We start from the raw sequence: 22,829 nt of genomic DNA, 5'->3' as shown, positions 1-22,829 counted from the left end.
ATGCACATTCATCGTAGCCGCCGCGCGAGTGGCTTCGCGGCACTTCCCAACGCTCTGCTCCAGGACCGGCGGTTGTCCTACACCGCGCGGGGGATCCTCGTCGACCTGCTCTCCCGACCCGATGGCTGGTTGGAGGACGGTAAGCGGATGGCCGACACCAGCCCGCAGGGGCGCGGCGCCGTCGCCAGGGCGCTGCGCGAGCTAACTCGTTTCGGTTACTACCGGGTTGACCGCGTGCGCCGGGACGACGGGACGCTTATCAGCGTGGCGCATGTCTACGACACCCCGCAGTCGCCGCAGTCGGCACCGGGTAACACCCGTCCAGACTCCGGTGAGCCAGGCAGCGATCCGCCGGAGAATAAAAGACCAAAGAACCGAGAGAAAGTACCCACCCTCCCCGAGCCGGCGCCGGAGCCGAGCGACGGGACCGTCGCGACGCTGCTCCGCGTGGTGCGGCGGGAGCCGCGGCTGCGGCTCGGCGTGGCGGAGGCGCGGGCGCTCGCGCCGTTGGTCGAGCCGTGGTTGGAGCGGGGGTACGGCGAACGGGAGTTGGTTCCGGCGCTGCTCGACGGCCTGCCCGTGCCGGTGCACTCGGCGGCCGGCCTCCTGCGTGACCGGCTGGTGCGGAAGCTGCCCCCGGCGCGCCCGGCGGTGCCGCGACTGCGCGAGTGCGATGCCTGCGGCGGGCCGACGCGACAGGCGGGCGTCTGTCGTGGCTGCGCCGGCACAGGCGAAGGGGACCGTGCCGAGGAGTACGCGCACCGGGCCGAGGTCGCCATACGCGGTCTGGCCAGGGTGCGGGCGGTCCTGCGCGGCGGGCCGGCTGTCAGTGGGGGCTGGCAGACTGCGCCGGCATGAGCGATGACACGGTGCGGTTGCGGGACGTCGAGGTGGCCGACCTGGAGGTCTTCCACGCGCAGGAGCAGGATCCGGAGGCCGCGCGCCGGTCCCGTTTCGAGCCCCGCGAGCGGGAGCGGTTCATGACGCACTGGAAGGAGCGGGTCCTGGGGGACCCGGACAACCTCGTGCAGGCCGTCACCGTCGACGGGGTGCTGGCGGGGAACCTGGTGGCGTGGACGGAGGGCGACGGTCGGCGTTTCATCGGGTACTGGTTGGGCCGCGAGTTCTGGGGCCGGGGCATCGGCACGCGGGCGCTGGCGCTCTTCCTGGAGAAGGAGGCCACGCGCCCGCTGTACGCCGATCCGCACGAGGGGAACACGGCCTCGGTGCGGCTGCTGGAGAAGAGCGGCTTCCGCCGTGCCGGCACGGAGGACGAGCACGTGCTGCTGGTGCTCGACGAGGGCCGCTGACGCGCGCGTCAGTTCAGCCGGCGTCGGACGCGCCAGAGGCCGAAGGCCGCCAGCAGCGCGCTGGCCGCGACGTCCAGGTCGAGTGCGCCGAGGCAGACCGCGGTGTCGCCGAATGCGCCGGTGGCGCCGCCGGTGAGGCTGCCCAGGTTCCCGGCCTGGTTGACGGCCTCGGCGGTCATCGGCAGCGAGGTCGTCTCCCGAGGCTGGGAAACGCGGCCGGGGCCCGGCCCCGGCCGATCGTACCGTTGTGCGCTCAGCGGGTCCCTGCCGCCGCGGCGTGGAGGCGGAGGACGTAGCCGATCTCGCTGACGTTCTTCGCCAGTTCGAAGTTGACCCAGCCGGCGATGTCGACCAGGCGCATGCCCTCGCCCCAGGGAAGGGTCCTGGTCCGCTCGGTGGAGTCGAGGTCGGCGTCGGTGAGGGACTGGAGCGCGGTGCGCCAGTCGTCCTTCAGGCCGCGCAGCCAGTCGGTGGCGGAGGCGGCGTCGCCGGGCCAGGTGATGTCCTCGCGGTCGGGGGCGCCGTCGCGGAAGCAGTGGCCGAGGGCGGTGGTCCACCAGTAGCCGATGTGCCAGGTCAGCCAGCCGATCGAGGTGGCCGGCGCCGGCTCGGGCTCCGGCACCTGCCAGTCGGCGACCCACCGTCCGGCCGCGTCCTGGCGGACGGTCCAGCTGTCTGGGGTGGGCTCGAAGCGGCAGGCGTCGTCGTCGAGCGCCGGGAGGTGGTACTCGAACAGCGACCAGACCATGTCGAGCTGGTTGGTCAGGAGTTCTACGCGAGGTGGGGTCGTCACGAGCGGCGAGCCTGGCAGGGCCGCCGTGCGGCTCGCAAACGAATTCGGCTTGCCGCCCCCACGAGCGAGTCGTCCACGTGCAGCGGGTCTGAGGCCGCACGAACGGCATCGCTGTGTCAGACCAAAGGTTAGGCTGCATGGACGGCAAGGCGCAGCGACGGGAGGAAGCATTCGCATGACGACCGCGTCCGGCTTTCCGGCTGATGCGCCGGGGATTCCCCAGCCGGCCAGTACGCCCGAGGACCTGCGGGCGGCCATGGCCCTGCTCGCTCCCGAAGCGCTCGGCACGTTTGATACGGAGCGCGCTGTCGCCCTGCGCCAGGCGCGGGAGCAGGTGAGCGCGGCTCCGATGCGGCGTTTCGTCGGGCAGTGGGCGGTCCGTGTCGCGATCGAGCGCCACCCGGGGCGGGCGGCGCGGCTGCGGGCTCTGGAGGCCAGAGCCGCGGAAGTCGATGATCTGGACGAGGCGCGCGCCATCGCGGCCGAGATCGGTGCCATCATCGACGCGGCCACGGTCGAGGCCGGCGTCCGCCAAGAGCAGAGTGGTCTGTGAGCGACAAGTGGCAGTGGCGTTGGGAGTATGACCCGGACGCCGAGCACGTGCTTTCCGGCCTCCCGGCACATGTGGTCGCGGAAGTCGAGCGCCTTGCCGACGAGCTCGTCGCTCTCGCCGAGGTGGGCGTTGATGTCACGGACATCGGAGCCGGCCCCTCTCACGGCGGTCCGGGCGGCCTTCGCCGAATTCCGCTCCTTGCCGACGGCTGGTTCTACGCCCTGCCTGTCCCTCGTATGAAGTTGATCGCTGTCGTTCGGGTGATCCCTCCTTTCGCCGACCTCTGAGAGATCCGGTCGCTCACCACTCCCGCGGCGCGATCAGCTCCTCCGGGTCCGCGTCGGCGAAGCCGTAGGTGTGGGCGATGAACCAGAAGTCGCCGCCTATCTCCTCGCGGGCGACGGTCTCGATCTCGCTGCCGGCGGCCTCGAACTCGGCCTCCAGGGCGTTGAACTCCCGGGTGGCGGCGTGGGTGAGGGCGTAGAACGCGGCCAGGTCGGCCGGGCGGTCCGCTTCGACGCGTTCGCAGAGCCGCGTCAGGATCGCCCGGCCCCGGTCGAGCACGTGGTCGGGGAAGTAGTCGTCCTCGTAGAGCACTTCGAGGAACCGGCGGTCGGCGGCCCCCGGGTTGGTGATGGGCATGGGCCGATTGTCGCCGGGGGCACTGACACCGCGTGGCCGGTCTAGGGGTGGGCGCGCAGGCCGGACAGGAGGCGGTCGAGGGCGCGTTCCGTCTGGGCGAGGGCCTGGGGATCGGTCGACTCGGCCAGCCAGAGGGCGGCCTCGTTCATGGCGCCCGAGAGCAGCCGGGTCAGGGGGGCCACCGGTTGGTCGGGGATGGTGCCGGCGGCCATGAGGGTTTCCAGGGCCTCGGCCAGGTGGCGGGCGGAGGCCGCCTCGTCCATGGCCCGCCACTCGTGCCAGCCGAGGACGGTGGGGGCGTCCAGCAGGACGATGCGGCGGACGGTGGGGTCGGCGGCGGCGGAGAGGAAGGCGCGGCAGCCGGCGCGCAGTTGCTCGAAGGGGTCGTCGTGCTCTTGGGCGGCGGCCGCGACGCGTTCGCCGAGTTCCTGTTGGACCTCGGCGACGACGGCGCGGAAGAGGCCGGTCTTGCTGTCGAAGTGGTGGTAGGCGGCGCCCTTGGTGACGCGCACCGCGTGGGCGACCTCGGCGAAGACCACGTCGTGGTAGCCGTCGGCGGCGAAGCGGCGGCGGCCCTCGTCCAGCAGGGCGCGGCGGGTCGCCGCTCGTTGCTCGGCTCGCGTGGGGGCCATCGCGTTCCGTCCTCCCTCGAATTCACATACCCGGGGTATGTTAGCGTCTCGTACTCACATACCCAAGGTATGTGAAAGCTGGAGAGGGAGAACCACCATGAGTGCCGAGCTGACCGGCTTCTATCCGGTGATCGTCAGTCGCGACGTCGCCGCCTCGCGCCGCTTCTACACCGAGCACTTCGGCTTCGAGCCGACCTTCGAGGCCGACTGGTACGTGAGCCTCCGCCGGCCGGACGCCCCGCACTACGAGCTCGCGCTGCTCGACCACGGACACCCGACGATCCCGGAGGGGCACCGCGCCGCCATCGGCGGTGGGCTGTTGCTGAACTTCGAGGTCGACGACGTGGACGCGGAGCACGACCGGCTGGTGGGAAGGGCCGGCCTGCCCGAGGTGCTGCCGCCGCGCACCGAGGAGTTCGGTCAGCGGCACTTCGTCGTCGCGGCGCCGGACGGGGTGCTGATCGACGTCATCACGGTCGTGGCGGCGACGGAGGAGTACGCCGAGCAGTACGCGCCGGGGCACGCTCCGGCGGCCTGAGGTGCTGTACAGCGGGGTGGCATCGTGATCCGCTGGCCGGCATGAGTGCTTCGATCCGCCACATCACCTTCGACTGCGCCGACCCCTACGCGCTGGCGACGTTCTGGGCGCGGGTACTGGACGGCTCGCTCGGCGAGGACGACGCTCCCGGCCGCCCGCACGCCCTCGTCACCACGGCGACGGGCGGACTGCTCTTCATCAGGGTCGAGGAGCCCAAGACGGTGAAGAACCGCGTGCACCTGGACCTCCAGCCGGAGGACCGGACGCGGGACGAGGAGGTGGAGCGGCTGCTCACCCTCGGGGCCACGCTCCAGGGCGACCACCGGCGACCCGACGGCACCGGGTGGGTGACGCTCACCGACCCGGAGGGCAACGAGCTGTGCGTCGAGCGGAGCGCGGCGGAGCGGGGCACGGCCGACGGCTAACCGAGGCCGCGCAGTCGGTCGGCGGCCTCGGCGAGGACGTCGTCGCGCTTGCAGAAGGCGAAGCGGACCTGGGTGCGGCCGGCCTCCGGGTCGTCGTAGAAGACGGAGTTGGGCACGGCGACGACCCCGCAGCGGGCCGGGAGGGCGCGGCAGAAGGCGTAGGCGTCCTTCTCGCCGAACGGGGCGATGTCGGTGGTGATGAAGTACGTGCCGTCCGGCTGGTAGACCTCGAAGCCGGCCGCGCGCAGGCCGTCGGCCAGCAGGTCGCGCTTGCGGCGCAGGTCGGCGCGCAGGCCGTCGAAGTAGGCGTCGGGCAGGCGCAGCGCTTCGGCGACCGCGTACTGGAACGGCCCCGAGCTGACATAGGTGAGGAACTGCTTGGCGGTGCGGACGGCGGCGACGAGCGGGGCGTCGCCCATGGCCCAGCCGACCTTCCAGCCGGTGAAGGAGAAGATCTTCCCGGCGGAGGAGATGGAGACGGTGCGCTCCCGCATGCCGGGCAGGGCGGCGATGGGGTGGTGGGCGCCCTCGTAGACCAGGTGCTCGTAGACCTCGTCGGTGACGACGAGGAGGTCCCGCTCGCGGGCGAGCTCGGCGATGGCGGCGAGTTCCTCGGGGGTGAGGACCATCCCGGTCGGGTTGTGCGGGGTGTTGAGGAGCAGCAGCCGGGTGCGGTCGGTGATCTTGCCGCGGAGCTCGTCCAGGTCAGGCCGGAAGGTGGGGGCGCGCAGGGTGAGGGGGACGCGGGTGGCGCCGGCCATGGCGATGCAGGCGGCGTAGGAGTCGTAGAAGGGCTCGAAGGCGATCACCTCGTCGCCCGGTTCGAGGAGCGCCAGCATGCTGGCGGCGATGGCCTCGGTGGCGCCCGCGGTGACCAGGACGTCGGTGTCGGGGTCGAGCTCCAGTCCGTAGCGGTGGCGCTGGTGGTCGGCGACGGCCGCGCGGAGTTCGGGGATGCCGGGGCCCGGCGGGTACTGGTTGCCGTGGCCCTCGCGGATGGCACGCACGGCCGCCTCGCGCACGGCCTGGGGGCCGTCGGTGTCCGGGAAGCCCTGGCCCAGGTTGATCGCGCCGGTCGCGGTCGCCAGCGCCGACATCTCCGCGAAGATCGTCGTGCCGAGCCCGGCCAGCCTGCGGTTCAGCAGCGGCCTGCCGCTCGTCTCCAGTGACCCCATGGACCGATCTTAGGCCGGGGGCGGGCGGATCACGCGTCGAAGTCGAGCTCGACGGCGGGGGTGCGGGGGCGTGACTGGCAGGCGAGGACATAGCCGGCGGCGAGCTCGGCGGGCTCCAGCGCGAAGTTGCGGTCCATCGCCACCTCGCCGCTGACGAGGCGGGCACGGCAGGTGCCGCAGACGCCGCCACGGCAGGCGTAGGGGGCGTCCGGGCGGTTGCGGAGGACGGTGGTCAGCAGGGTGTCGCCGGGGGCGAGGGGCCAGCTGGCGCGGCGACCGTCCAGGGTGGCGGTGAGGGTCGCGGCGTTCGGCGTCTCGGACGGTGGCGGGGCGGGAGCCGGTTTCACGTGGAACAACTCGGTGTGGATGAGCCCTTGGGGAACGTTCAGCGTCCGCAGGGCGGTTGTGGCCGCGTCGACGAGGCCGAGCGGTCCGCAGAGGTACCAGCCGTCGACGCGGTCGACGGGGAGCAGCGCGGGCAGCAGCCGCCGCAGCCGGGGTTCGGTGAGGCGGCCGGTGGCCGGGCCCGTGTGACGCTCCTCGCGGCTGAGGGCGTGCAGGAGTTGGAACCGCTCCGGGTGACGGTCCTTGAGGTCGGCGACCTCGTCGATGAACATCGCGCTGGCCGCGTCCCGTTCGGCCCGGAGCAGGGTGAAGCGGGCGGTGGGCTCGCTCTCCAACAGGGTGGTGGCCATGGCGAGAACGGGCGTGATGCCGCTGCCGCCGGTGACGGCGGCGAAGTGGCCGGGGCGGGGGGCGAGGGTGAACCGGCCGGTGGGCGGCAGGACGTGCAGGGTGTGGCCGGGGCCGATGGCCGCGAGGACGTGGTGGGAGAAGAGGCCGCCGGGGATGTGGCGGACGCCGATGGTGAGTTCGGGCGCGCCGGGCGGCGAGGCGATGGAGTAGGTCCGGCGGGCGGTGCCGTGCCGGACGGTGAGGTGCTGTCCCGGCAGGTGCCGGAAGGTCTCGGCGAGATGCGGCGGCACGGCCAGGGTGAGGGCGACCGAGTCGTCGGTGAGGTCGGAGCGGCGGGTAACGGTGAGGGGATGGAAGCGCAACGGTCTCACCGCTCCTTGACGTGGTCGAAGGGCTCGGCGCAGGCGGTGCAGCGGCGCAGGGACAGGCAGGCGGTGGCCGAGAAGCGGCTCAGCAGGGCGGTGTCCCGGCTGCCGCAGTTCGGGCAGCCGACGGGGATGAAGACGGTCCCGGTGGGCCGTGGTGGGGCGATCCCGGCGGCGGCGAGCTTGCGGCGGCCCTGGGGGGTGATGTCGTCGGTCGACCAGGGCGGGGTCAGCACGGTGGTGACGGCGACCCGGGTGGCGCCGGCGGCGAGGAGCGCGGCGCGGAGGTCGGCGGCCATGGTCTCGACGGCCGGGCAGCCGGTGTAGGTGGGCGTGAGATCCACCTCGACGGCCCCGTCGGGGAGCCTGCGTAGCGCGCGCAGCACGCCGAGGTCGGCGAGGGTGACCACCGGCAGCTCGGGGTCCGGCACGGCGCCGGCCGCGGCCCGCAGTTCCTCCTCGGTCGGGCCGGTCACCAGGTGGCTCCGGGGTGGCTTCGGTGGAGGTGTTGCATCTCGGCGAGCAAGCGGCCGAAGGACTCGCTGTGCAGGCCGCGGCGGCCGGTGCCGCCGCGGGTGGCGGTGGGGACGGTGAGGGTGGCGGTGGTCAGGACCTCGGAGATGCGGGCCAGCCAGTCGCGTTCCACGGCGGCGAGGTCGAGGCCCGGGAGGTCGGGGAAGGGGTGGAACAGCTCGCCGGTGTAGCGCCAGAGGGCGTCGACGGCGCGCTGCATCCGGGCGTGGCTCTCCTCCGTGCCGTCGCCGAGGCGCAGCGCCCAGGTGACGGCGTGGTCGCGGTGGTAGGCCGTCTCCGGGGCGGCCTTGACGGCGAGCGGGGTCAGCTCGGTGTCCAGGGCGGCCAGGCGCTGGAAGAGGAGCTCCTGGAAGGTGGCGTAGTAGAGCTGGCGGGCGATGGTGTGGGCGAAGTCGCCGTTCGGCTGCTCGACCAACTGCGCGTTGGTGAAGGCGCGTTCCTCGCGCAGGTAGGCCAGCTCGTCCTCGTCGCCGAGGAGCGGGAACAGGGTGCGGGCCTGGCCCAGCAGGTCGAGGGCCAGGTTGGCCAGTGCCACCTCCTCCTCCAACACCGGGGCGTGGCCGGCCCATTCGGCGAGCCGGTGGGAGAGGATCAGCGCGTCGTCCGCCAGGGCCAGGGTGGCCGTCGGAGCGGTCGCGGGGACGGTCACAGGTGACGCACCCCGTCCGGCACGGCGTAGAAGGTGGGGTGGCGGTAGGGCTTGTCGGCGGCCGGGGCGAAGAACGGGTCGCGCTCGTCGGGCGAGGTGGCGGCGATGGCGGCCGCCGGCACCACCCAGATGGAGACACCCTCGCCGCGCCGGGTGTAGAGGTCGCGGGCGTTGCGCAACGCCACCTCGGCGTCCGGGGCGTGCAGGCTGCCGGCGTGGGTGTGGGCGAGGCCGCGGCGCGGCCGGACGAAGACCTCCCACAGCGGCCAGTCGGCGCCGCTCATGCCGCGAGCCCGTGCTTGTCGGCGTAGGCGGCGGCCGCCTCGCGGACCCAGGCGCCCTCGGCGTGCGCGGCCCGGCGGAGGCCGATGCGCTGCTCGTTGCACGGCCCGTCGCCGCGCAGCACCGCGCGGAACTCCGCCCAGTCGATCGGCCCGAAGTCGTGGTGGCCGCGCTCCTCGTTCCACCGCAGCTCGGGGTCGGGGAGGGTGAGGCCCAGCGCCTCGGCCTGGGGCACGCAGATGTCCACGAACCGCTGCCGCAGCTCGTCGTTGGTGTGGCGCTTGATCTTCCAGGCCATCGACTGCGCGGTGCGCGGCGACTCGTCGTCCGGCGGGCCGAACATCATCAGCGAGGGCCACCACCAGCGGTCCACCGCGTCCTGCGCCATCGCCCGCTGCGCGGGCGTGCCGTGGGACAGGGCGTACAGCGACTCGTACCCCTGCCGCTGGTGGAAGGACTCCTCCTTGCAGATCCGGGTCATCGCGCGGGCGTAGGGGCCGTAGGAGCAGCGGCACAGCGGCACCTGGTTGGTGATCGCGGCGCCGTCCACCAGCCAGCCGATGGCGCCGACGTCGGCCCAGGTGAGGGTCGGGTAGTTGAAGATCGACGAGTACTTGTGGCGGCCCGAGTGCAGCCCGTCGAGCAGCTCGTCGCGGCTCGCGCCCAGCGTCTCGGCGGCCGAGTAGAGGTAGAGGCCGTGGCCCGCCTCGTCCTGGACCTTGGCGATCAGGATGGCCTTGCGGCGCAGCGAGGGGGCGCGGGTGATCCAGTTGGCCTCCGGCTGCATGCCGATGATCTCGGAGTGCGCGTGCTGGGCGATCTGGCGGAGCAGCGTGGCGCGGTAGCCGTCGGGCATCCAGTCGCGCGGTTCGATCCGCTCGTCGGCGGCGACGGTGCGGGAGAAGCGGTCCTCAAGTCCGTCCGGTCGCGGTGCGGTCGGCGTCGTCGGTCGCTCCATCGGCTGGGCCTCCCCTGGCGCGTCGCCCTCGGCACAGCAACCGACCGATCGTTCGGTTCGGCGCTGCTTCGATGGTGATCCGACGGCTCCGGTGTGTCAAGGTCGCCGGCGGGCAGGTACGGTGCTGCGGTCAAGCCACTGTGGTACCGGGGGAACGGGGCGAGCATGCCGCACACCGACGACACCAGGGGCGATCCGCCCACCGAGACCGTTCAGCTGAGCGCGCTCTCCCTGGCGTCCCGGCTGGTCATCGCGCTGACGCTCGGCGCGCTCGGCACCTTCGCCGCCTGGCACCTGTTCGCGGTCTTCCTCTTCGTCGCGCCGTCGAACACGGTCAACGAGGAGTACCGGGAGGGCGTGCGCGACTACATCTACCCGGAGTTCGAGCAGAACTGGAAGCTGTTCGCGCCCAACCCGCTCCAGCGCAACGTCGCCGTGCACGCCCGCGTCGAGATCGACGGCGAGGTCACCGACTGGGTCGACCTCACCGCCATGGACATCGAGGCCATCGAGCACAACCCCGCCCCCAGCCACGCCGACCAGAACCTGCTGCGCCGCGGCTGGGACTTCTACACCGGCGCGCACAACGAGGACGGCGAGCCGGTCGGTTTCCGCGGCGAGCTCTCCGAGGAGTACATGCGCCGCATCGCGCTGCTGCGGCTCCAGGAGAGCGGTATCGAGGTGCGCGACGCGACCCGCCTCCAGCTGCGCGAGGCGCTGACCCGGGTGCCGGCGCCGGCGTGGCGCACCGAGGACTTCGACACCGAGACCCGCTACGAGGAGCTGGCGTGGTGGGACGTGACGCCGGCGGACCTGCCGGGCGGGGGTGAGTGACGTGACGGTTCCGGCTCAACGGAGCGCGACCGCGGCGGACACCGCCGAGCAGCGACCGGGCATCGGCGCGCGCTTCGACGCCTGGCTCGGGCGCGGCGTCGGCAACGTCACGCGGCGCGCGCTCGGCCCGCACCAGACGGCGATGGTGCGGATCGGCTTCGCGACGACGATGCTGCTCTTCCTGCTGCGCGAGTGGCCCCACCGGCGGGAGCTCTACGGTCCTGACAGCCCGTGGAGCTTCGACATGGCCACCCGGTTCGTCGACAACAACGGCGCGTTCACCGTGCTGCTGTGGTCGGACTCGACGCTGTGGTTCGAGTTCGTGTACCACCTGGCCATCGCGGCGAGCCTGGGCCTGCTGCTCGGCTGGCGCACCCGGGCCATGTCGCTGCTGTTCATGGTCGGCGTGCTGTCGGTCCAGAACCGCAGCATCTTCATGGGCGACGGCGGCGACAACGTCATCCACCTGATGGCGATGTACCTGGTGCTGGTGCGGTGCGGCCAGGTGTGGTCGCTGGACGCGCGCCGGCGCGCGAGCGGGCGCGAGCACCCGGCGGACCCCGTGGGGATCGTCCTGTGGACGGTGCTCGGCCTGACGCTGATGGGCGCCACCGCCACCGGCAGGCTGGAGAGCCCGATCTGGTCGCTGTTCTTCGTCGGCCTCTGGCTGGCGTACGGCTGGTGGTGGCTGATCCAGCGGTTCGACCGCAGCGAGACGCGGATCGTCTCGGACATCCTCGCCAACCTCGTGCACAACGCCACCCTGCTGGTGATCATGGCCGAGGTCTGCATCATCTACGGCACCGCCGGCTGGTACAAGATCCAGGGCTCACGCTGGCAGGACGGCACCGCCGCGTACTACCCGATGCACCTGGACTACTTCAACCCGTGGCCCGAGATCACCGGGCTCCTCTCCGGCAGCGGGCTGCTGGTCCTCGCGATGAGCTACGGCACGGTCTTCGTGCAGGTGGCGTTCGTCTTCGCGCTGCTCAACCGGCGGGCCAAGAACGTGCTGCTGGTGGTCATGATCGCCGAGCACATCGGGATCGCGGTGCTGATGGGCCTGCCGTTCTTCTCGCTCGCGATGATCGCCATGGACAGCGTCTTCCTGCCGACCGTCTTCCTGCTCTGGCTGGAACGACGCGCCCGCGGCCTGTGGACGCGGGGCCGCCGGCGGGAGCAGGACGCCGCCGCCGCGCCGGAGGTCGACGAGACGCCGGCCGTCGAGGAACGCCGGCCGGAATGGGCCAGAGACGGATGAACGAGGACGTCCCGGCGCGGTGGAACGCGGCCACGGACACTGTGCTGCTCGACGGCTTCCACGCGCTGAAGCACGCGCTGCGGTTCGGCGCCGAGGTGCCGGTCGCGGTCGCGGCCGACCGGGGCGCGGCGCTCCGGCTCGCGGCGGAACTGGCGCCGGACGTCGTCGGGCGGCTCGACGAACTCCTCGTCGAGGTGGGTGGTGAAGGGCTCGCGCGTCTGGTGCAACGGCCGCACCCCACGGGCGTCGCGGCGCTGGCCAGGACGGTCGAGCGGGAACCGGCGCCCGGGGCGCCGGTGGTGGTGCTCGACAACCCGCGCCACCTCGGCAACATCGGCGCCGTCGTCCGCCTGGCGGCGGGCCTCGGCGCGGGCGGCGTCATCACGACCGGCACCGTCGACCCCTGGCACCCGAACGTGCTCCGGGCGGCGGCCGGCCTGCACTACGCCACGGCGGTGGTGCGGCGCGACGTCGCCGCACTGCCGGCGGACCGCCCGCTGTACGGGCTCGACCCGGCGGGCGCCGACATCCGGACGGTGGACCTGCCGGCCGACGCGGTGTTCGCCTTCGGCTCCGAGCGGGCCGGGCTCTCGGCGGAGGTCCGGGGGCGCGCCGACGCGCTGGTGTCACTGCCGATGCGGGCCGGGGTGTCCAGCTACAACCTGGCGACGAGTGTGGCGATGGTGCTCTTCCATGTGCGGCCGCAGGTGGCTGGCTGACGCGCCTTCCCCCCCACCCACCCGCGTGTCCGCTCGCGCGGAGCGGGTGGGTCCGCGCCCACCCACCCGCCCCTGGGGGCACCTCCCAGCGTTAGCTGGGGGAGGGTGGCCTCGCGCGGCGGTGGGGCCTGCCGCGCTCCCGCGCTCCCGCGCGAAGCGCGCGGAGGGGCGGGCGGGCCGCGGCCGAGTTGCCGCGCAGCGGTCCGGCCTGCGGCGCTCGCGCCCACCCACCCGCGGGTCCGCTCGCGCGGGGCGGGTGCGGGTCCGCGCCCACCCACCCGCCCCTGGGGGCACCTCCCAGCGTTAGCTGGGGGAGGGTGGCCTCGCGCGGCGGCCCCAGCGCTCCGCGCGCGGGGCGCGGTGAAGGGCGGGCGGGGCCCCCGCGCGAAGCGCCGGGCCGGCCCGGCGGCGCAGCCGCGGCGCTCCGCGCTAGCGGTGAAGGGCGGGGGGTGGGGGAAATCCTCCCGCGCGGCGACCGACCCGGCGGCCAAGCCGCCGCAGGCCGGGGCCGCGCCACCGCGCGGGGCGCGACAAGGGGCGGGTGGGCGGGGAACCCCCCGCGCGGAGCGCCGGTGGGCGGTTGGCCGTGGTCCGTGCCAGCGGGGGAGGGTGGGGGAGAAAGCGCTGGTTACAGGATGCCCGCCGCGCGGGCCGTCGTGAGCCAGGTGGGGAACTCGGTCATCAGGGCGTCGTAGAGGGTCGCGTCCGGGAGGGACTTCGGCGTCGGTCCCGCGGGGAAGAAGCCGGCGTTGTCGACGGCGCGGCCGGGGAGGTCGTCGAGGCGGCGGAGGAAGGTGAACTCGTCGTCGCCGAAGCCGACGAACTGCCAGAAGATCGGCAGCCGCGCCGACTCCGCCAGCAGGCGGCCCGTCTCGCCCTTGTCCTTCGGCGCGCCGTCCGTCTGGAAGATGACGAAGGCCGGTGCCGTCGCGCCGGAGGCGCGGTGGTGGGCGATGACGGCGCGCATCGCCTTGGCGTAGTACGTCTTGCCCATGTGGCCGAGCGTCTCGTGGAGTTCGGCGATCCGGCCGCGGTGGGTGCCGAGCACCACGTCGGCCGTCGTGTGCACCTCGGTGGAGAAGAACACGGTCGGCACCACGCCGTCGTCGTCGAAGTGGGCCGCCAGGCCGAGGGCCTGTTCGGCGAGGCGCTGCACCGTGCCGTCCTGGTAGAAGGGCCGCATCGATCCCGAGCGGTCGAGGACGAGGTAGACGGCGGCGCGCTCGCCGAGCAGCCGGTGCTTGCTCAGGCTGACGCGGGCCGTCTCGTACCGCTCGACCAGGTCGGGCGCGACGGCGGTGAACTTCTCGAGGGAGAGGGGCATGACCGGTGAACCGGTCGGGGGTCAGGAGGAGTTCCCCGGGTGGTTCTCGTTGTGCTTGGCGATGCGGTCGGTGAGTTCCCGCAGCCCGTCGATCCGCATCGTCGGGAGCGCGTCGGCGTCGGGGTGGTGCTGGTGGATGAGGCCCCACGGGCCGCGCCGGATCAGGGCCGTGCGCAGGCCGAGGGCGGCGGCCGGGCGGATGTCCTCGTCGAGGCGGTCGCCGACGTAGAGGATCTCGCGCGGGTCCATCCGCAGCGAGTGGATCAGGATCTCGAAGAAGCGCGGGTCGGGCTTGGCGACGCCCATGGTCTCGGCCGAGCCGACCAGGTCCACGTAGCCCGCGAAGAGGCGGCGCAGGATGTCCGTGGCCCGCTTGGTCTGGTTCCCCGCGATGCCGAGCGTCAGTCCGGAGGCGCGCAGCAGCTTCAGGGTGAGCCGGACGTCGGCGTAGAGGTCGTTCTCGCCGAACCACTCGTGCTCGCCCACCGCCTCCCGCTTCTCCCGCTCCGCGGCCAGGTCGAACTCGGGCCGGAAGAGCCGCAACGCCTCCATGGGGTCGCGGCCCTGGGCGATCATCGCCCCGAACTGGGCGGAGAACGTGTGCCGTGGCGCGCCCACCCAGGCCGCCCAGCCATCCCACTCGCGGCTCTCGTCCAGCAGACACTCGCCGACGTCGAACACGACTGCTCGAATCATGGCCGGCAGCGTAGGGCGGCGCGGCGGGCCGCGAAACGGCGTCGTCCCCGGATCGGGCGGATAATCCGCGAAACGGGGACGGGCGCGGGCGGGGTGCGGCATATTGCCGCGCGGCGCTGCGCCCCCGGCCGCCCCTCCCTTTAATCGAACAGGTGCGCCTCGGTCACTCCGGCCGCGTCCCCCGAAGGTGTCTTCTGTTGCGCAATGCGGTGGAAACTCGTAACCGGCCGCGCGAAAAACCGTCCACAGTGAGGAAACAGGCACCAGGACGGACCGAGGGAGCTGCGATGGCCTGGGCGGAGGGCGCTTGTGTGGTCGACACGCGGACCGGCAGGGTCGGCCGCGTCACCGGTCGGCGCGGCACCCGGTTGCGGCTGCGCGCGCTGATCGGCGGGCGGGTGTGGGAGTGCCCGCAGGACGCGGTGCGCGCCGCGACCGAGTGGGAGCAGCGGAACGCCGACGTGCTGGACGCCAGCTGGCGGTTCTGGCGCGCGGCCGGGATGTGAGGGCCGTTCAGGCGGGTCGCCGGATCTCGATGAAGCGGAAGCGGGACGCGACGAACGCGGCGTCCACCAGGCTGGCGTTGGCGGCCGGGTTGCCGCCCGAGCCGTGGAAGTCGGAGAACGCGGCGGTCTGGTTGACGTAGACGCCGCCGGTGAGGTTGAGCGAGAGCTGCGCGCACTCGTCGAGGCAGACCTCGGTCAGCGCCCGCTCGACGGCCGCCGAGGTGGTGTGGCCGAGCACCGTCATCGCGCCGTGCTCGCGGATGGTGCGGCGCAGCAGCGTGAGCGCGTCGTCCGTCGAGTCGACCGCGACGGCGAACGTGATGGGGCCGAACTGCTCGGTGAGGCAGGCGGGCTGGTCGCCGGAGAGCTTGACGATCAGCGGGGTGCGGACGGTGGCGTCCGGGTGTTCCGGGTGGCTGACGGCGCGGGAGGCGAGCGCCACCTCGCCGAGCGCCGGCGCCTCCGCGAGGCGGCGCGGCACCTGGGGGTTGACGAGGGCGCCGAGCAGCCCGGCGGCGCGGGCGTCGTCGGCGAGCAGCCCGGTGACGGCCGCGGCCAGGTCGGCGACCACCTCGTCGTAGGTCTTCCGGCCCTGGTCGGTGCCGATGCCGGCGCGCGGGATCAGCAGGTTCTGCGGGGTGGTGCACATCTGGCCGCTGTAGAGGGCGAGCGAGAACGCGAGGTTGGCGAGCAGCCCCGCGTAGTCGTCGGTGGAGTCGAGGACGACGGTGTTGACCCCGGACTTCTCGGTGAAGACGGTGGCCTGGTGGGCGTTCTCCTCCAGCCAGTCGCCGAACGCGGCGGAGCCGGTGTAGTCGATGACGCGGATCTCGGGGCGCAGCGCCAGGACGCGGGCGACGCCCTCGCCGTCGCGCTCGGCGGCCAGGGCCACCAGGTTGGGGTCGAAGCCGGCGTCGGCCAGCGCGTCGCGGGCGATCCGCACGGTGAGCGCGAGCGGCAGCGTGGCGCGCGGGTGCGGCTTGACCAGCACCGGGTTGCCGGTGGCGAGGGAGGCGAAGAGCCCGGGGTAGCCGTTCCAGGTGGGGAAGGTGTTGCAGCCGATGACCAGGCCGATGCCGCGCGGCACCGCGGTGAACTCCTTGGTGAGGACAAGGGGTTCGCGCCGTCCCTGGGGCTTGGTCCAGGTGACGGGCGCGGCCGGGACGCGGGTCTGCTCGACGTAGGCGTGGGCCACCGCCTCGACGCCCCGGTCCTGGGCGTGCGGGCCGCCGGCCTGGAGCGCCATCGGGTACGCCTGCCCCGTGGTGTGCATGACGGCTTGCGCGAACTCGGCGCTGCGGGCGTTGATCCTGGCGATGGCGTCGAGGCAGACCAGGGCGCGGGTCTCGGGCCCCGCGGCGCGCCAGGCGGGCAGCGCGGCGCGCATCGCGGGCAGCAGCACGTCGGGGTCGGGGTGCGGGTACTCGACGCCGAGCGGGAAGCCGTAGGGCGAGACCTCGCCGCCGACCCAGCCCGTGGTGCCCGGCTGGTCGTGGAGCGGGAAGCGGTGGTCGCGCAGCGCGGCGAAGGCGGCGGCGCCCTCGTCGGCGGGGTAGGCGCGCGGGCTCTCGGGGTGCGGCGACCAGAAGGCGCGGTCGCGGATGGCGGCGACGGCGGCCTCCAGCGTGGCGCGGTGGGCCTCGACGGCGGGCGCTTGGGGTGCGGTGGCGGAGGTCGTCACGGCGGCCAACTCCTCATCGGGTCGCGAGTGGAACACTGGCGGGCGTGTCCGATACTGCTTCGGATACTGCTACCGAACGATCGGTCGGGGCAAGGGTGCGAGGGCGCGCGAGCGCGCCGAATGCGGGGTGTTGCCGAGGTGGGTATGGCGGCGCGGCGGGACGCCTACACGGTACGGAGCCTGTTGGAGGTCGCGGTCGGGGTCTTCAACGACCGTGGCTACGACGGCACGTCGATGGAGCACCTGTCCCGGGCGGCCGGCATCTCCAAGTCCTCGATCTACCACCATGTGCGCTCCAAGGAGGAGTTGCTCGACCGGGCGGTCAAGCACGCGCTCGACGGCCTGTTCGCCGTGCTGGACGAGCCGGCGGCGCGGGACGGCAGGGCCGTGGCGCGCCTGGAGTGGGTGGTGCGGCGCACCGCCGAGGTGCTGATGGAGCGGCTGCCGTACGTGACGCTGCTGCTCCGGGTACGGGGCAACACGGACACCGAGCGGTGGGCGCTGGCGCGGCGGCGCGAGTTCGACCAGCGGGTCGCGGACCTGGTCCGGGCCGCCGTCGCGGAGGGCGACCTGCGGCCCGAGGTGGACCCCAGGCTGGCGACCCGGCTGCTGTTCGGCATGATCAACTCGATAGTGGAGTGGTATCGGCCACATCCCGGGGAGCCGGTCGTCTCCCGCGACGTGGTCGAAGCCGTCATTTCCACCGCATTCGACGGGCTGCGAAAGCCGACGGTGCGCGGCTCCGCGCCATAGCGGAGCGATGGCACCCGCCCGTCAGGTGACATCAACTACCCTTGCCCGGCGTGGGGGTGGCGCACCAGGCACAGGCGACCACGGAGAGCCCATGAACCACGAACGCCACGTCCCCACGAGGCCGTTTTCGCCTCCGGCGGGAAAGCCGTCTTCGCCTCCGGCGGGGAGCCACGCATGGCGCGACCCCGACGAGAGGGCGGCGGAGCGTGCGGCGACGGAGCCGCCGGGTGTGGCCGTTTCCGGGGCGCGCTCGCCTGAGCCGGCGGCGTCCTCGCCGTCGCATGTGGCGGGTGCCGCGGACGCGGGTTCCGCTCCGCCTTCGGCGGGGGGCCAGACGTGGCGCGTCGTGGGGCCCGGGGCGGCGGAGCCGCCGTATGGCGCGGGCTCCGCGCAGCTGGATCCGGCGCGCGGCGCCGGGCCGGCGCCTTCGGCGGCGCAGCCGCCGCACGCGGTGCCGGCGGAGCCGGCGTGGGCACGGGCCGCCACCACGCCGCCTTCGGCGGCGGTGGCGCGGCAGGTGGGGCCGGCGACAGCCGGCCACGGTTTGGCGAGTGCGGCACGCGCCTGGCAGGTGCCGGACTGGGCCGAGGCCGAGGACTTCGTGCGGCGGTTCCACGCGGAGGAGCCGGACCAGCCGGTGCCCACGGGGATGCGGCTGCGGCAGATCCGCGAGCACCTGGAGCGCACCGGCACCTACCGGCACACCCGCGCCGAGTTGGAGTACGGGGCCCGCGTCGCCTGGCGCAACTCGAGCCGCTGCATCGGCCGGCTGTACTGGAAGAGCCTGCGGGTGCTCGACCGCCGCACCTCGGCGACGCCCGACGAGATCCACGCCGACCTGTGCGAACACCTGCGGCAGGCCACCAACCACGGCCGGATACGCCCGGTGATCTCGGTCTTCGCGCCCGCCACCCCGTTCCGCAGGGCGCCACTGGTGTGGAACAGCCAGCTCATCCGCTACGCCGGCTACCGCACCGTGGACGGCGGCGTGATCGGCGACCCCGGCAACGTCGACTTCACCGACGCGGTGCGGCGGCTCGGCTGGCAGGCGCCCGGCGGCTGGTTCGACGTGCTGCCGCTGGTGATCGAGACGCACGGCGACAAGCCGCAGCTCTTCGACGTGCCGCGCGACCTGGTGCTCGAGGTGCCGATCAGCCACCCCGACCACCCGGGCTTCGCCGAACTCGGCCTGCGCTGGCACGCCGTGCCCGCCATCTCCAACATGCGGCTGTCGATCGGCGGCATCGACTACCCGCTCGCCCCGTTCAACGGCTGGTACATGGGGACCGAGATCGGCGCGCGGAACTTCGCCGACGCGGACCGCTACGACCTGCTGCCCGTCGTCGCCGAACTGCTCGGCCTCGACACCAGCAAGGACACCACGCTCTGGAAGGACCGGGCCGTGGTGGAGCTCAACGTCGCCGTGCTGCACTCGTTCGAGGCGGCCGGCGTCAAGATCACCGACCACCACACCGAGTCCCAGCGCTTCCTCACCCACCTCGAACGCGAGGAGCGGGCCGGTCGGCGGGTGCCGACCGACTGGAGCTGGATCGTGCCGCCCATCTCGGGCGGCCTGACGCCGGTCTTCCACCGCTACTACGACGAGGGCGACCAGCGGCCCAACTTCTACCTCGACGACGAGGCCAAGGCCCGCGCCACCGGCTGCCCGGTGGCCCACTAGGCGCTAGCCGCGCGTGGCGGCGTCCGCGATGAACGAGCCGTACGACGGGCGGCCCACCGGCTCGTAGACCTGGAGCACGATGCCGGATCCGGTGGTGGCCGTGTCCGTGAGCCGCAGCGCGGTCGGCACCGTGCCGGCCGCGAAGAGGCGGCGGCCGCCGCCCAGCACCACCGGGTGGATCAGCAGCCGCACCTCGTCGATCAGGTCGTGCGCGAACAGCGAGCGGGCCAGCACCCCGCTGCCGTGGATCTGCAGCTCGCGCCCCGGGCGCGCCTTGAGCTCGGCCACCCGCGCCGGCACGTCGTCCGCGAGCACGGTGGTGTGCGCCCAGCCGGGATCCCGCAGAGTCGTGGACGCCACGTACTTCGGCAGCGTGTTGAGCCGGGAGGCCACCGGGTCCGCCGGGTCCCGATGCTCCGGCCAGAAGCCGGCGAAGATCTCGTAGGTGCGGCGGCCGAGTAGGAACGCGTCCGCCCGGTCGAACCAGCCGGTGACCAGCCGGCCGAAGTCCTCGTCGGCGTACGGGTAGGACCAGCCGCCGTGGGAGAAGCCGTCCGACGTGTCCTCCTCGGGCCCGCCGGGGCCCTGCACCACGCCGTCCAGGGTCAGGAACTCGGTCAACGTCAGCCGCATGGGTTCGCCTCCTCACGTCGTTTCCCGGTCAGACCGGGGCGCGGCGGGGAACTCATCGGTCGTCGGTCGTTCGGGGGTCATTCGGGGATCAGGTCGGTCTCCTCGAAGACCAGCAGCGTGCGCGTCGACAGCACCTCGGGGATCGCCTGGATCCGGGTCAGGACCAGTTCGCGCAGCTCCCGGTTGTCCGCCGTGTGGACCAGCAGCAGCACGTCGAAGTCGCCGCTGACCAGCGCGATGTGGGTGGCGCCCGGCAGCCGCGCCAGCTTGCTGCGCACCGTGCGCCAGCTGTCCTGCACGATCTTCAGCGTGATGTAGGCCGACGCGCCCTGCCCCGCCCGCTCGTGGTCCACCAGGGCCGCGAAGCCCCGGATCACCCCGTCGTCCAGCAGCCGGTTGACGCGGGCGTAGGCGTTGGCCCGGGAGATGTGCACCTGTTCGGCGATCGAACGGATCGACGCCCGGCCGTCCGCCCGCAGCAGTCGCAGTATCGCCGCGTCGATCGGGTCCAGCGGCCGGACCGGCCCCACCCGGCCCGTGGTCAACTGGTCTTCCGCCATGCGGATTCACCTCCCCTCCCTGGACGTCCTGCCCCCATGGGACGGCAAACCCGGCCAGCTGTCCACAGGGCCTCGCGACCCGTAGCCAGGATGCGTCGTCGACCGAACAATCGGTAGGGAGAGACGCCGACCGCACGACGGGAGGTATCGCCGTGGACGTGGCCGCACGCGAGCTGCTGCCGGAGCCGGAGCCCCACCGGGTGCTCGGCACCGGCGCCGAGCCCGACCCGGACACCTGGCCCGAGCTCTACCGGCAGTTGGTGCGCGGCCGCCGGTACAACACCCAGGCGACCGCCCTCACCCGGCAGGGCCGGCTCGCCGTCTACCCCTCCTCGACCGGGCAGGAGGCGTGCCAGGTCGCGGCCGCGCTCGCCCTCGAACCGCGCGACTGGCTCTTCCCCAGCTACCGCGACACGCTGGCCACCGTGGTGCGCGGCCTCGACCCGGTCGCGGCGCTCGGGCTGCTGCGCGGCGACTGGCACACCGGCTACGACCCGCGCGCGCTGCGCGTCGCCCCGCTGTGCACCCCGCTCGCCACCCAACTCCCGCACGCGGTCGGCCTGGCGCACGCGGCCAGGCTGTGCGGCGACGACGTGGTGGCGCTCGCCCTGGTCGGCGACGGCGGCACCTCGGAGGGCGACTTCCACGAGGCGCTGAACTTCGCCGCCGTGTGGCGGGCCCCGGTGGTCTTCCTGGTGCAGAACAACGGCTACGCCATCTCGGTGCCGCTCGCCAAGCAGTCTGCGGCGCCCACCCTGGCGCACAAGGCCGTCGGCTACGGCATGCCGGGCCGTCTCGTGGACGGCAACGACGCGCCCGCCGTGCTCGCCGTGGTGCGGGAGGCGCTGGCCCGTGCCCGGGCGGGCGGCGGACCGACCCTGATCGAGGCCCTGACCTACCGGCTCGACGCGCACACCAACGCCGACGACGCGGGCCGCTACCGGCGGGAGGCCGAGGTCGCGGCGTGGCGGGCCAGGGACCCGCTGACGCTGCTCGGCGACGAGCTGCGGCACCACGGGCTGCTCGACGAGGAGTTCGAAACGAAGGCACGGGAGGAGGCCGAGGCGCTCGCGGCGGCCCTGCGGGCCGGGCTCGGCGCCGACCCCCGGCTCGACCCGGCCGACCTCTTCGCCCATGTCTTCGCCGCCCCGACGCCACAACTGCGGGCGCAGGCAGCGTCGTTGGGGGTGACGTTGGGGTGACGACCACGACGACGACCACGATGGCGGCCGCGCTGAACCGCGCGCTGCGGGACGCCCTCGCCGAGGACCCGGCGGTGCACCTGCTGGGCGAGGACATCGGCACCCTGGGCGGCGTCTTCCGGGTGACGGACGGCCTCGCCGCCGAGTTCGGCGAGGAGCGGTGCACGGACACGCCGCTGGCCGAGGCCGGCATCCTGGGCACCGCGACCGGGATGGCGATGTACGGGCTGCGGCCGGTCGTGGAGATGCAGTTCGACGCGTTCGCCTACCCGGCGTTCGAGCAACTCGTCTCGCACGTCGCCCGGATGCGGAACCGCACGCGCGGCGCGCTGCCGCTGCCGCTCACCGTGCGGATCCCGTACGGCGGCGGGATCGGCGGCGTCGAGCACCACAGCGACTCGTCCGAGGCGTACTACATGGCGACGCCCGGGCTGCACGTGATGACGCCGGCGACCGTCGCCGACGCGTACGGGCTGCTGCGGCAGGCCATCGCCTCCGACGACCCGGTCGTCTTCCTGGAACCGAAGCGGCTCTACTGGGCCAAGGGCGAGCTCGACCCCGAGGTGCCGGTGCCGCCGGGCGGTCGCGCGGTGGTGCGGCGGCCCGGCGCGTCGGCGACGCTGATCGCCTACGGGCCCGCGGTGCCGGTCTGCCTGGCGGCGGCCGAGGCGGCGCGGGAACGCGGCTGGGACCTGGGCGTCGTCGACCTGCGGACGCTGGTGCCGTTCGACGACGAGACGGTGTGCGCGGAGGTGCGGCGCACCGGGCGGGCCGTCGTGGTCCACGAGGCGGCCGGCTTCGCCGGCCCCGGCGCGGAGATCGCGGCGCGGGTGACCGAGCGGTGCTTCCACCATCTGGCGGCGCCGGTGGGTCGGGTCACCGGCTTCGACATCCCGTACCCGCCGCCGCTCCTCGAACGTCACCATCTGCCGGATGCGGAACGGGTGTTGGCGGCGGTGGCCCGCCTGCAGTGGGAGGACTGAGGGGTTCGGTATGACGGAGGTATTCCTGCTGCCGGACCTCGGCGAGGGGCTGACGAGCGCGGAGATCGTCCGCTGGCTGGTCGACGTCGGCGACACGGTGACGATCGACCAGCCGGTGGTGGAGGTCGAGACGGCCAAGTCCGTCGTCGAACTCCCCTGCCCGCACGCGGGCGTCGTCACCGCCCGCCACGGCGCCCCAGGCGACGAACTCCCGGTCGGAACCGAACTGTTGCGGGTTTCGCCTGACGGCGGGCTCGGCGGTGCGGGAGGCGCCGTAGGCGCCGGTGATGCCGCGCCGCCTGGCGGCGCCGCGCCGAGCGCGCTGCGCGGGCAGGCTGGTGCCGGGGGCGGCGTGTCCGCCGGGTCGCCGGAGGCTGGGGCCTCCGGCCTCGCGCCTGGCGGCGGGCCGCCCACGCACGGGGGCGGAGCCGCGATGCCGCCTGG

At 73.4% G+C, this 22,829-nt stretch carries 29 protein-coding genes and 1 pseudogene; 15 read left to right on the top strand and 15 right to left on the bottom strand.

The genetic code is table 11. The features are described 5' to 3' along the window. Both ACFWI8_RS06625 and ACFWI8_RS06620 read left to right on the top strand, forming a co-directional pair. The gene (locus ACFWI8_RS06625) at positions 1-858 is read left to right on the top strand and encodes a hypothetical protein (protein ID WP_387086608.1); all 858 of its coding nucleotides are present in this window, start codon (positions 1-3) and stop codon (positions 856-858) included. Continuing rightward, the gene (locus tag ACFWI8_RS06620; RefSeq protein ID WP_387086606.1) at positions 855-1,310 is read left to right on the top strand and encodes a GNAT family N-acetyltransferase; all 456 of its coding nucleotides are present in this window, start codon (positions 855-857) and stop codon (positions 1,308-1,310) included. Before ACFWI8_RS06625 ends, ACFWI8_RS06620 begins: the two co-directional genes overlap by 4 nt. A gap of 8 nt (positions 1,311-1,318) precedes the next feature. Here the strand turns inward: ACFWI8_RS06620 and ACFWI8_RS06615 are convergent, their stop codons facing one another. After that, complete coding sequence (locus ACFWI8_RS06615) at positions 1,319-1,489, bottom strand: hypothetical protein (protein WP_387086604.1); 171 nt, start codon at positions 1,487-1,489, stop codon at positions 1,319-1,321. A 74-nt stretch (positions 1,490-1,563) separates the two neighbouring features. After that, the gene (locus tag ACFWI8_RS06610; protein ID WP_387086602.1) at positions 1,564-2,103 is read right to left on the bottom strand and encodes a DinB family protein; all 540 of its coding nucleotides are present in this window, start codon (positions 2,101-2,103) and stop codon (positions 1,564-1,566) included. A 175-nt stretch (positions 2,104-2,278) separates the two neighbouring features. Between ACFWI8_RS06610 and ACFWI8_RS06605 the strand changes: the two genes are divergently transcribed. Both ACFWI8_RS06605 and ACFWI8_RS06600 read left to right on the top strand, forming a co-directional pair. Then, positions 2,279-2,656 (top strand): DUF6247 family protein, encoded by a 378-nt coding sequence (locus ACFWI8_RS06605; protein ID WP_387086600.1) that lies wholly within the window; start codon positions 2,279-2,281, stop codon positions 2,654-2,656. Beyond that, positions 2,653-2,943 carry a hypothetical protein gene (locus tag ACFWI8_RS06600; RefSeq protein WP_387086598.1) on the top strand — a complete coding sequence of 97 codons (291 nt, stop codon included), beginning with the start codon at positions 2,653-2,655 and terminating at the stop codon, positions 2,941-2,943. The genes ACFWI8_RS06605 and ACFWI8_RS06600 overlap by 4 nt, the downstream gene beginning before the upstream one ends. Before the next feature lie 13 nt (positions 2,944-2,956). On the opposite strand, the gene ACFWI8_RS06595 is transcribed toward ACFWI8_RS06600, so the two are convergent. Together ACFWI8_RS06595 and ACFWI8_RS06590 are read right to left on the bottom strand one after the other, a co-directional pair. Next, the gene (locus ACFWI8_RS06595) at positions 2,957-3,298 is read right to left on the bottom strand and encodes a DUF5713 family protein (RefSeq protein ID WP_387086596.1); all 342 of its coding nucleotides are present in this window, start codon (positions 3,296-3,298) and stop codon (positions 2,957-2,959) included. Between the two features lie 41 nt (positions 3,299-3,339). Further along, positions 3,340-3,930 (bottom strand): TetR/AcrR family transcriptional regulator, encoded by a 591-nt coding sequence (locus ACFWI8_RS06590; protein WP_387086594.1) that lies wholly within the window; start codon positions 3,928-3,930, stop codon positions 3,340-3,342. Between the two features lie 97 nt (positions 3,931-4,027). On the opposite strand from ACFWI8_RS06590, the gene ACFWI8_RS06585 reads away from it, so the two are divergent. After that, the gene (locus tag ACFWI8_RS06585; RefSeq protein ID WP_387086592.1) at positions 4,028-4,468 is read left to right on the top strand and encodes a VOC family protein; all 441 of its coding nucleotides are present in this window, start codon (positions 4,028-4,030) and stop codon (positions 4,466-4,468) included. 41 nt (positions 4,469-4,509) lie between these two features. Continuing rightward, positions 4,510-4,893 (top strand): VOC family protein, encoded by a 384-nt coding sequence (locus ACFWI8_RS06580; protein WP_387086590.1) that lies wholly within the window; start codon positions 4,510-4,512, stop codon positions 4,891-4,893. Here the strand turns inward: ACFWI8_RS06580 and ACFWI8_RS06575 are convergent. From ACFWI8_RS06575 to paaA, 6 genes are read right to left on the bottom strand one after another with little or no spacing between them, the layout of a single operon-like run. Continuing rightward, positions 4,890-6,068 carry a pyridoxal phosphate-dependent aminotransferase gene (locus ACFWI8_RS06575; protein ID WP_387086588.1) on the bottom strand — a complete coding sequence of 393 codons (1,179 nt, stop codon included), beginning with the start codon at positions 6,066-6,068 and terminating at the stop codon, positions 4,890-4,892. The genes ACFWI8_RS06580 and ACFWI8_RS06575 overlap by 4 nt on opposite strands. A 29-nt stretch (positions 6,069-6,097) precedes the next feature. Next, positions 6,098-7,135: a 2Fe-2S iron-sulfur cluster-binding protein gene (locus ACFWI8_RS06570; protein WP_387086586.1), complete on the bottom strand. Its 1,038-nt coding sequence runs from the start codon at positions 7,133-7,135 to the stop codon at positions 6,098-6,100. Further along, positions 7,132-7,608, bottom strand: coding sequence for a 1,2-phenylacetyl-CoA epoxidase subunit PaaD (paaD, locus tag ACFWI8_RS06565; RefSeq protein WP_387086719.1), 477 nt, complete (start codon positions 7,606-7,608; stop codon positions 7,132-7,134). The genes ACFWI8_RS06570 and paaD overlap by 4 nt, the downstream gene beginning before the upstream one ends. After that, positions 7,602-8,312: a 1,2-phenylacetyl-CoA epoxidase subunit PaaC gene (gene paaC, locus ACFWI8_RS06560; protein ID WP_387086584.1), complete on the bottom strand. Its 711-nt coding sequence runs from the start codon at positions 8,310-8,312 to the stop codon at positions 7,602-7,604. Before paaC ends, paaD begins: the two co-directional genes overlap by 7 nt. Continuing rightward, entirely contained in the window at positions 8,309-8,596 is a 288-nt protein-coding gene (paaB, locus tag ACFWI8_RS06555; protein WP_311599920.1) for a 1,2-phenylacetyl-CoA epoxidase subunit PaaB, read from the bottom strand. Before paaB ends, paaC begins: the two co-directional genes overlap by 4 nt. Further along, on the bottom strand, positions 8,593-9,552 hold the full coding sequence (paaA, locus tag ACFWI8_RS06550) for a 1,2-phenylacetyl-CoA epoxidase subunit PaaA (RefSeq protein WP_387086582.1): 960 nt from the start codon (positions 9,550-9,552) through the stop codon (positions 8,593-8,595). The genes paaB and paaA overlap by 4 nt, the downstream gene beginning before the upstream one ends. A 165-nt stretch (positions 9,553-9,717) precedes the next feature. Between paaA and ACFWI8_RS06545 the strand changes: the two genes are divergently transcribed. From ACFWI8_RS06545 to ACFWI8_RS06535, 3 genes are read left to right on the top strand one after another with little or no spacing between them, the layout of a single operon-like run. Then, positions 9,718-10,386: a DUF5819 family protein gene (locus ACFWI8_RS06545; RefSeq protein WP_387086580.1), complete on the top strand. Its 669-nt coding sequence runs from the start codon at positions 9,718-9,720 to the stop codon at positions 10,384-10,386. Then, positions 10,379-11,647 (top strand): HTTM domain-containing protein, encoded by a 1,269-nt coding sequence (locus ACFWI8_RS06540; protein ID WP_387086578.1) that lies wholly within the window; start codon positions 10,379-10,381, stop codon positions 11,645-11,647. Before ACFWI8_RS06545 ends, ACFWI8_RS06540 begins: the two co-directional genes overlap by 8 nt. Then, positions 11,629-12,366, top strand: coding sequence for a TrmH family RNA methyltransferase (locus ACFWI8_RS06535; protein WP_387086576.1), 738 nt, complete (start codon positions 11,629-11,631; stop codon positions 12,364-12,366). Before ACFWI8_RS06540 ends, ACFWI8_RS06535 begins: the two co-directional genes overlap by 19 nt. 628 nt (positions 12,367-12,994) lie before the next feature. Here the strand turns inward: ACFWI8_RS06535 and ACFWI8_RS06530 are convergent. Further along, the gene (locus ACFWI8_RS06530) at positions 12,995-13,690 is read right to left on the bottom strand and encodes a vWA domain-containing protein (protein WP_387086574.1); all 696 of its coding nucleotides are present in this window, start codon (positions 13,688-13,690) and stop codon (positions 12,995-12,997) included. Between the two features lie 21 nt (positions 13,691-13,711). Beyond that, positions 13,712-14,386: an HAD family hydrolase gene (locus ACFWI8_RS06525; protein ID WP_387086572.1), complete on the bottom strand. Its 675-nt coding sequence runs from the start codon at positions 14,384-14,386 to the stop codon at positions 13,712-13,714. Positions 14,387-14,697: 311 nt separating this feature from the next. On the opposite strand from ACFWI8_RS06525, the gene ACFWI8_RS06520 reads away from it, so the two are divergent. Next, complete coding sequence (locus tag ACFWI8_RS06520; RefSeq protein ID WP_387086570.1) at positions 14,698-14,892, top strand: hypothetical protein; 195 nt, start codon at positions 14,698-14,700, stop codon at positions 14,890-14,892. Positions 14,893-14,899: 7 nt separating this feature from the next. On the opposite strand, the gene paaN is transcribed toward ACFWI8_RS06520, so the two are convergent. Then, positions 14,900-16,573 carry a phenylacetic acid degradation protein PaaN gene (gene paaN / locus ACFWI8_RS06515; RefSeq protein ID WP_387086568.1) on the bottom strand — a complete coding sequence of 558 codons (1,674 nt, stop codon included), beginning with the start codon at positions 16,571-16,573 and terminating at the stop codon, positions 14,900-14,902. 144 nt (positions 16,574-16,717) lie between these two features. Here paaN and ACFWI8_RS06510 point away from each other — a divergent pair, with 144 nt between their 5' ends. Both ACFWI8_RS06510 and ACFWI8_RS06505 read left to right on the top strand, forming a co-directional pair. After that, entirely contained in the window at positions 16,718-17,326 is a 609-nt protein-coding gene (locus ACFWI8_RS06510; RefSeq protein ID WP_387086566.1) for a TetR/AcrR family transcriptional regulator, read from the top strand. A 544-nt stretch (positions 17,327-17,870) separates the two neighbouring features. Next, positions 17,871-19,007: a nitric oxide synthase oxygenase gene (locus ACFWI8_RS06505; RefSeq protein WP_387086564.1), complete on the top strand. Its 1,137-nt coding sequence runs from the start codon at positions 17,871-17,873 to the stop codon at positions 19,005-19,007. Positions 19,008-19,010: 3 nt separating this feature from the next. On the opposite strand, the gene ACFWI8_RS06500 is transcribed toward ACFWI8_RS06505, so the two are convergent. Both ACFWI8_RS06500 and ACFWI8_RS06495 read right to left on the bottom strand, forming a co-directional pair. Beyond that, the gene (locus ACFWI8_RS06500) at positions 19,011-19,640 is read right to left on the bottom strand and encodes a dihydrofolate reductase family protein (RefSeq protein ID WP_387086562.1); all 630 of its coding nucleotides are present in this window, start codon (positions 19,638-19,640) and stop codon (positions 19,011-19,013) included. 77 nt (positions 19,641-19,717) lie between these two features. Next, complete coding sequence (locus ACFWI8_RS06495) at positions 19,718-20,200, bottom strand: Lrp/AsnC family transcriptional regulator (protein ID WP_387086560.1); 483 nt, start codon at positions 20,198-20,200, stop codon at positions 19,718-19,720. A gap of 152 nt (positions 20,201-20,352) precedes the next feature. On the opposite strand from ACFWI8_RS06495, the gene pdhA reads away from it, so the two are divergent. From pdhA to ACFWI8_RS06480, 3 genes and pseudogenes are all read left to right on the top strand, one after another. Then, entirely contained in the window at positions 20,353-21,402 is a 1,050-nt protein-coding gene (gene pdhA / locus ACFWI8_RS06490; RefSeq protein WP_387086558.1) for a pyruvate dehydrogenase (acetyl-transferring) E1 component subunit alpha, read from the top strand. 20 nt (positions 21,403-21,422) lie between these two features. After that, the gene (locus tag ACFWI8_RS06485) at positions 21,423-22,385 is read left to right on the top strand and encodes an alpha-ketoacid dehydrogenase subunit beta (protein WP_387086717.1); all 963 of its coding nucleotides are present in this window, start codon (positions 21,423-21,425) and stop codon (positions 22,383-22,385) included. Next, positions 22,336-22,608 (top strand): annotated as a pseudogene (locus tag ACFWI8_RS06480) (biotin/lipoyl-containing protein); the annotation flags it as partial. The gene ACFWI8_RS06485 and the pseudogene ACFWI8_RS06480, both read left to right, overlap by 50 nt. Positions 22,609-22,829: the final 221 nt, after the last annotated feature.

The organism is Streptomyces sp. NPDC127098 (genome assembly GCF_042722465.1).
Lineage (GTDB): Bacteria > Actinomycetota > Actinomycetes > Streptomycetales > Streptomycetaceae > Streptomyces > Streptomyces millisiae.
This window is presented reverse-complemented; position numbering and strand designations above follow the sequence as displayed.

Excerpts from the sequence above, each read along its gene's own strand:
- ACFWI8_RS06535 (WP_387086576.1), top strand. The coding sequence starts at position 11,629 with ATGGGCCAGAGACGGATGAACGAGGACGTCCCGGCGCGGTGGAACGCG.
- ACFWI8_RS06500 (WP_387086562.1), bottom strand. The coding sequence starts at position 19,640 with ATGCGGCTGACGTTGACCGAGTTCCTGACCCTGGACGGCGTGGTGCAG.
- ACFWI8_RS06580 (WP_387086590.1), top strand. The coding sequence starts at position 4,510 with ATGAGTGCTTCGATCCGCCACATCACCTTCGACTGCGCCGACCCCTAC.
- paaA (WP_387086582.1), bottom strand. The coding sequence starts at position 9,552 with ATGGAGCGACCGACGACGCCGACCGCACCGCGACCGGACGGACTTGAG.
- ACFWI8_RS06495 (WP_387086560.1), bottom strand. The coding sequence starts at position 20,200 with ATGGCGGAAGACCAGTTGACCACGGGCCGGGTGGGGCCGGTCCGGCCG.
- ACFWI8_RS06620 (WP_387086606.1), top strand. The coding sequence starts at position 855 with ATGAGCGATGACACGGTGCGGTTGCGGGACGTCGAGGTGGCCGACCTG.
- ACFWI8_RS06485 (WP_387086717.1), top strand. The coding sequence starts at position 21,423 with ATGGCGGCCGCGCTGAACCGCGCGCTGCGGGACGCCCTCGCCGAGGAC.
- ACFWI8_RS06510 (WP_387086566.1), top strand. The coding sequence starts at position 16,718 with ATGGCGGCGCGGCGGGACGCCTACACGGTACGGAGCCTGTTGGAGGTC.
- ACFWI8_RS06605 (WP_387086600.1), top strand. The coding sequence starts at position 2,279 with ATGACGACCGCGTCCGGCTTTCCGGCTGATGCGCCGGGGATTCCCCAG.
- ACFWI8_RS06525 (WP_387086572.1), bottom strand. The coding sequence starts at position 14,386 with ATGATTCGAGCAGTCGTGTTCGACGTCGGCGAGTGTCTGCTGGACGAG.
- ACFWI8_RS06575 (WP_387086588.1), bottom strand. The coding sequence starts at position 6,068 with ATGGGGTCACTGGAGACGAGCGGCAGGCCGCTGCTGAACCGCAGGCTG.
- ACFWI8_RS06615 (WP_387086604.1), bottom strand. The coding sequence starts at position 1,489 with ATGACCGCCGAGGCCGTCAACCAGGCCGGGAACCTGGGCAGCCTCACC.
- ACFWI8_RS06590 (WP_387086594.1), bottom strand. The coding sequence starts at position 3,930 with ATGGCCCCCACGCGAGCCGAGCAACGAGCGGCGACCCGCCGCGCCCTG.
- ACFWI8_RS06530 (WP_387086574.1), bottom strand. The coding sequence starts at position 13,690 with ATGCCCCTCTCCCTCGAGAAGTTCACCGCCGTCGCGCCCGACCTGGTC.
- ACFWI8_RS06585 (WP_387086592.1), top strand. The coding sequence starts at position 4,028 with ATGAGTGCCGAGCTGACCGGCTTCTATCCGGTGATCGTCAGTCGCGAC.
- ACFWI8_RS06595 (WP_387086596.1), bottom strand. The coding sequence starts at position 3,298 with ATGCCCATCACCAACCCGGGGGCCGCCGACCGCCGGTTCCTCGAAGTG.
- ACFWI8_RS06545 (WP_387086580.1), top strand. The coding sequence starts at position 9,718 with ATGCCGCACACCGACGACACCAGGGGCGATCCGCCCACCGAGACCGTT.
- ACFWI8_RS06625 (WP_387086608.1), top strand. The coding sequence starts at position 1 with ATGCACATTCATCGTAGCCGCCGCGCGAGTGGCTTCGCGGCACTTCCC.
- paaB (WP_311599920.1), bottom strand. The coding sequence starts at position 8,596 with ATGAGCGGCGCCGACTGGCCGCTGTGGGAGGTCTTCGTCCGGCCGCGC.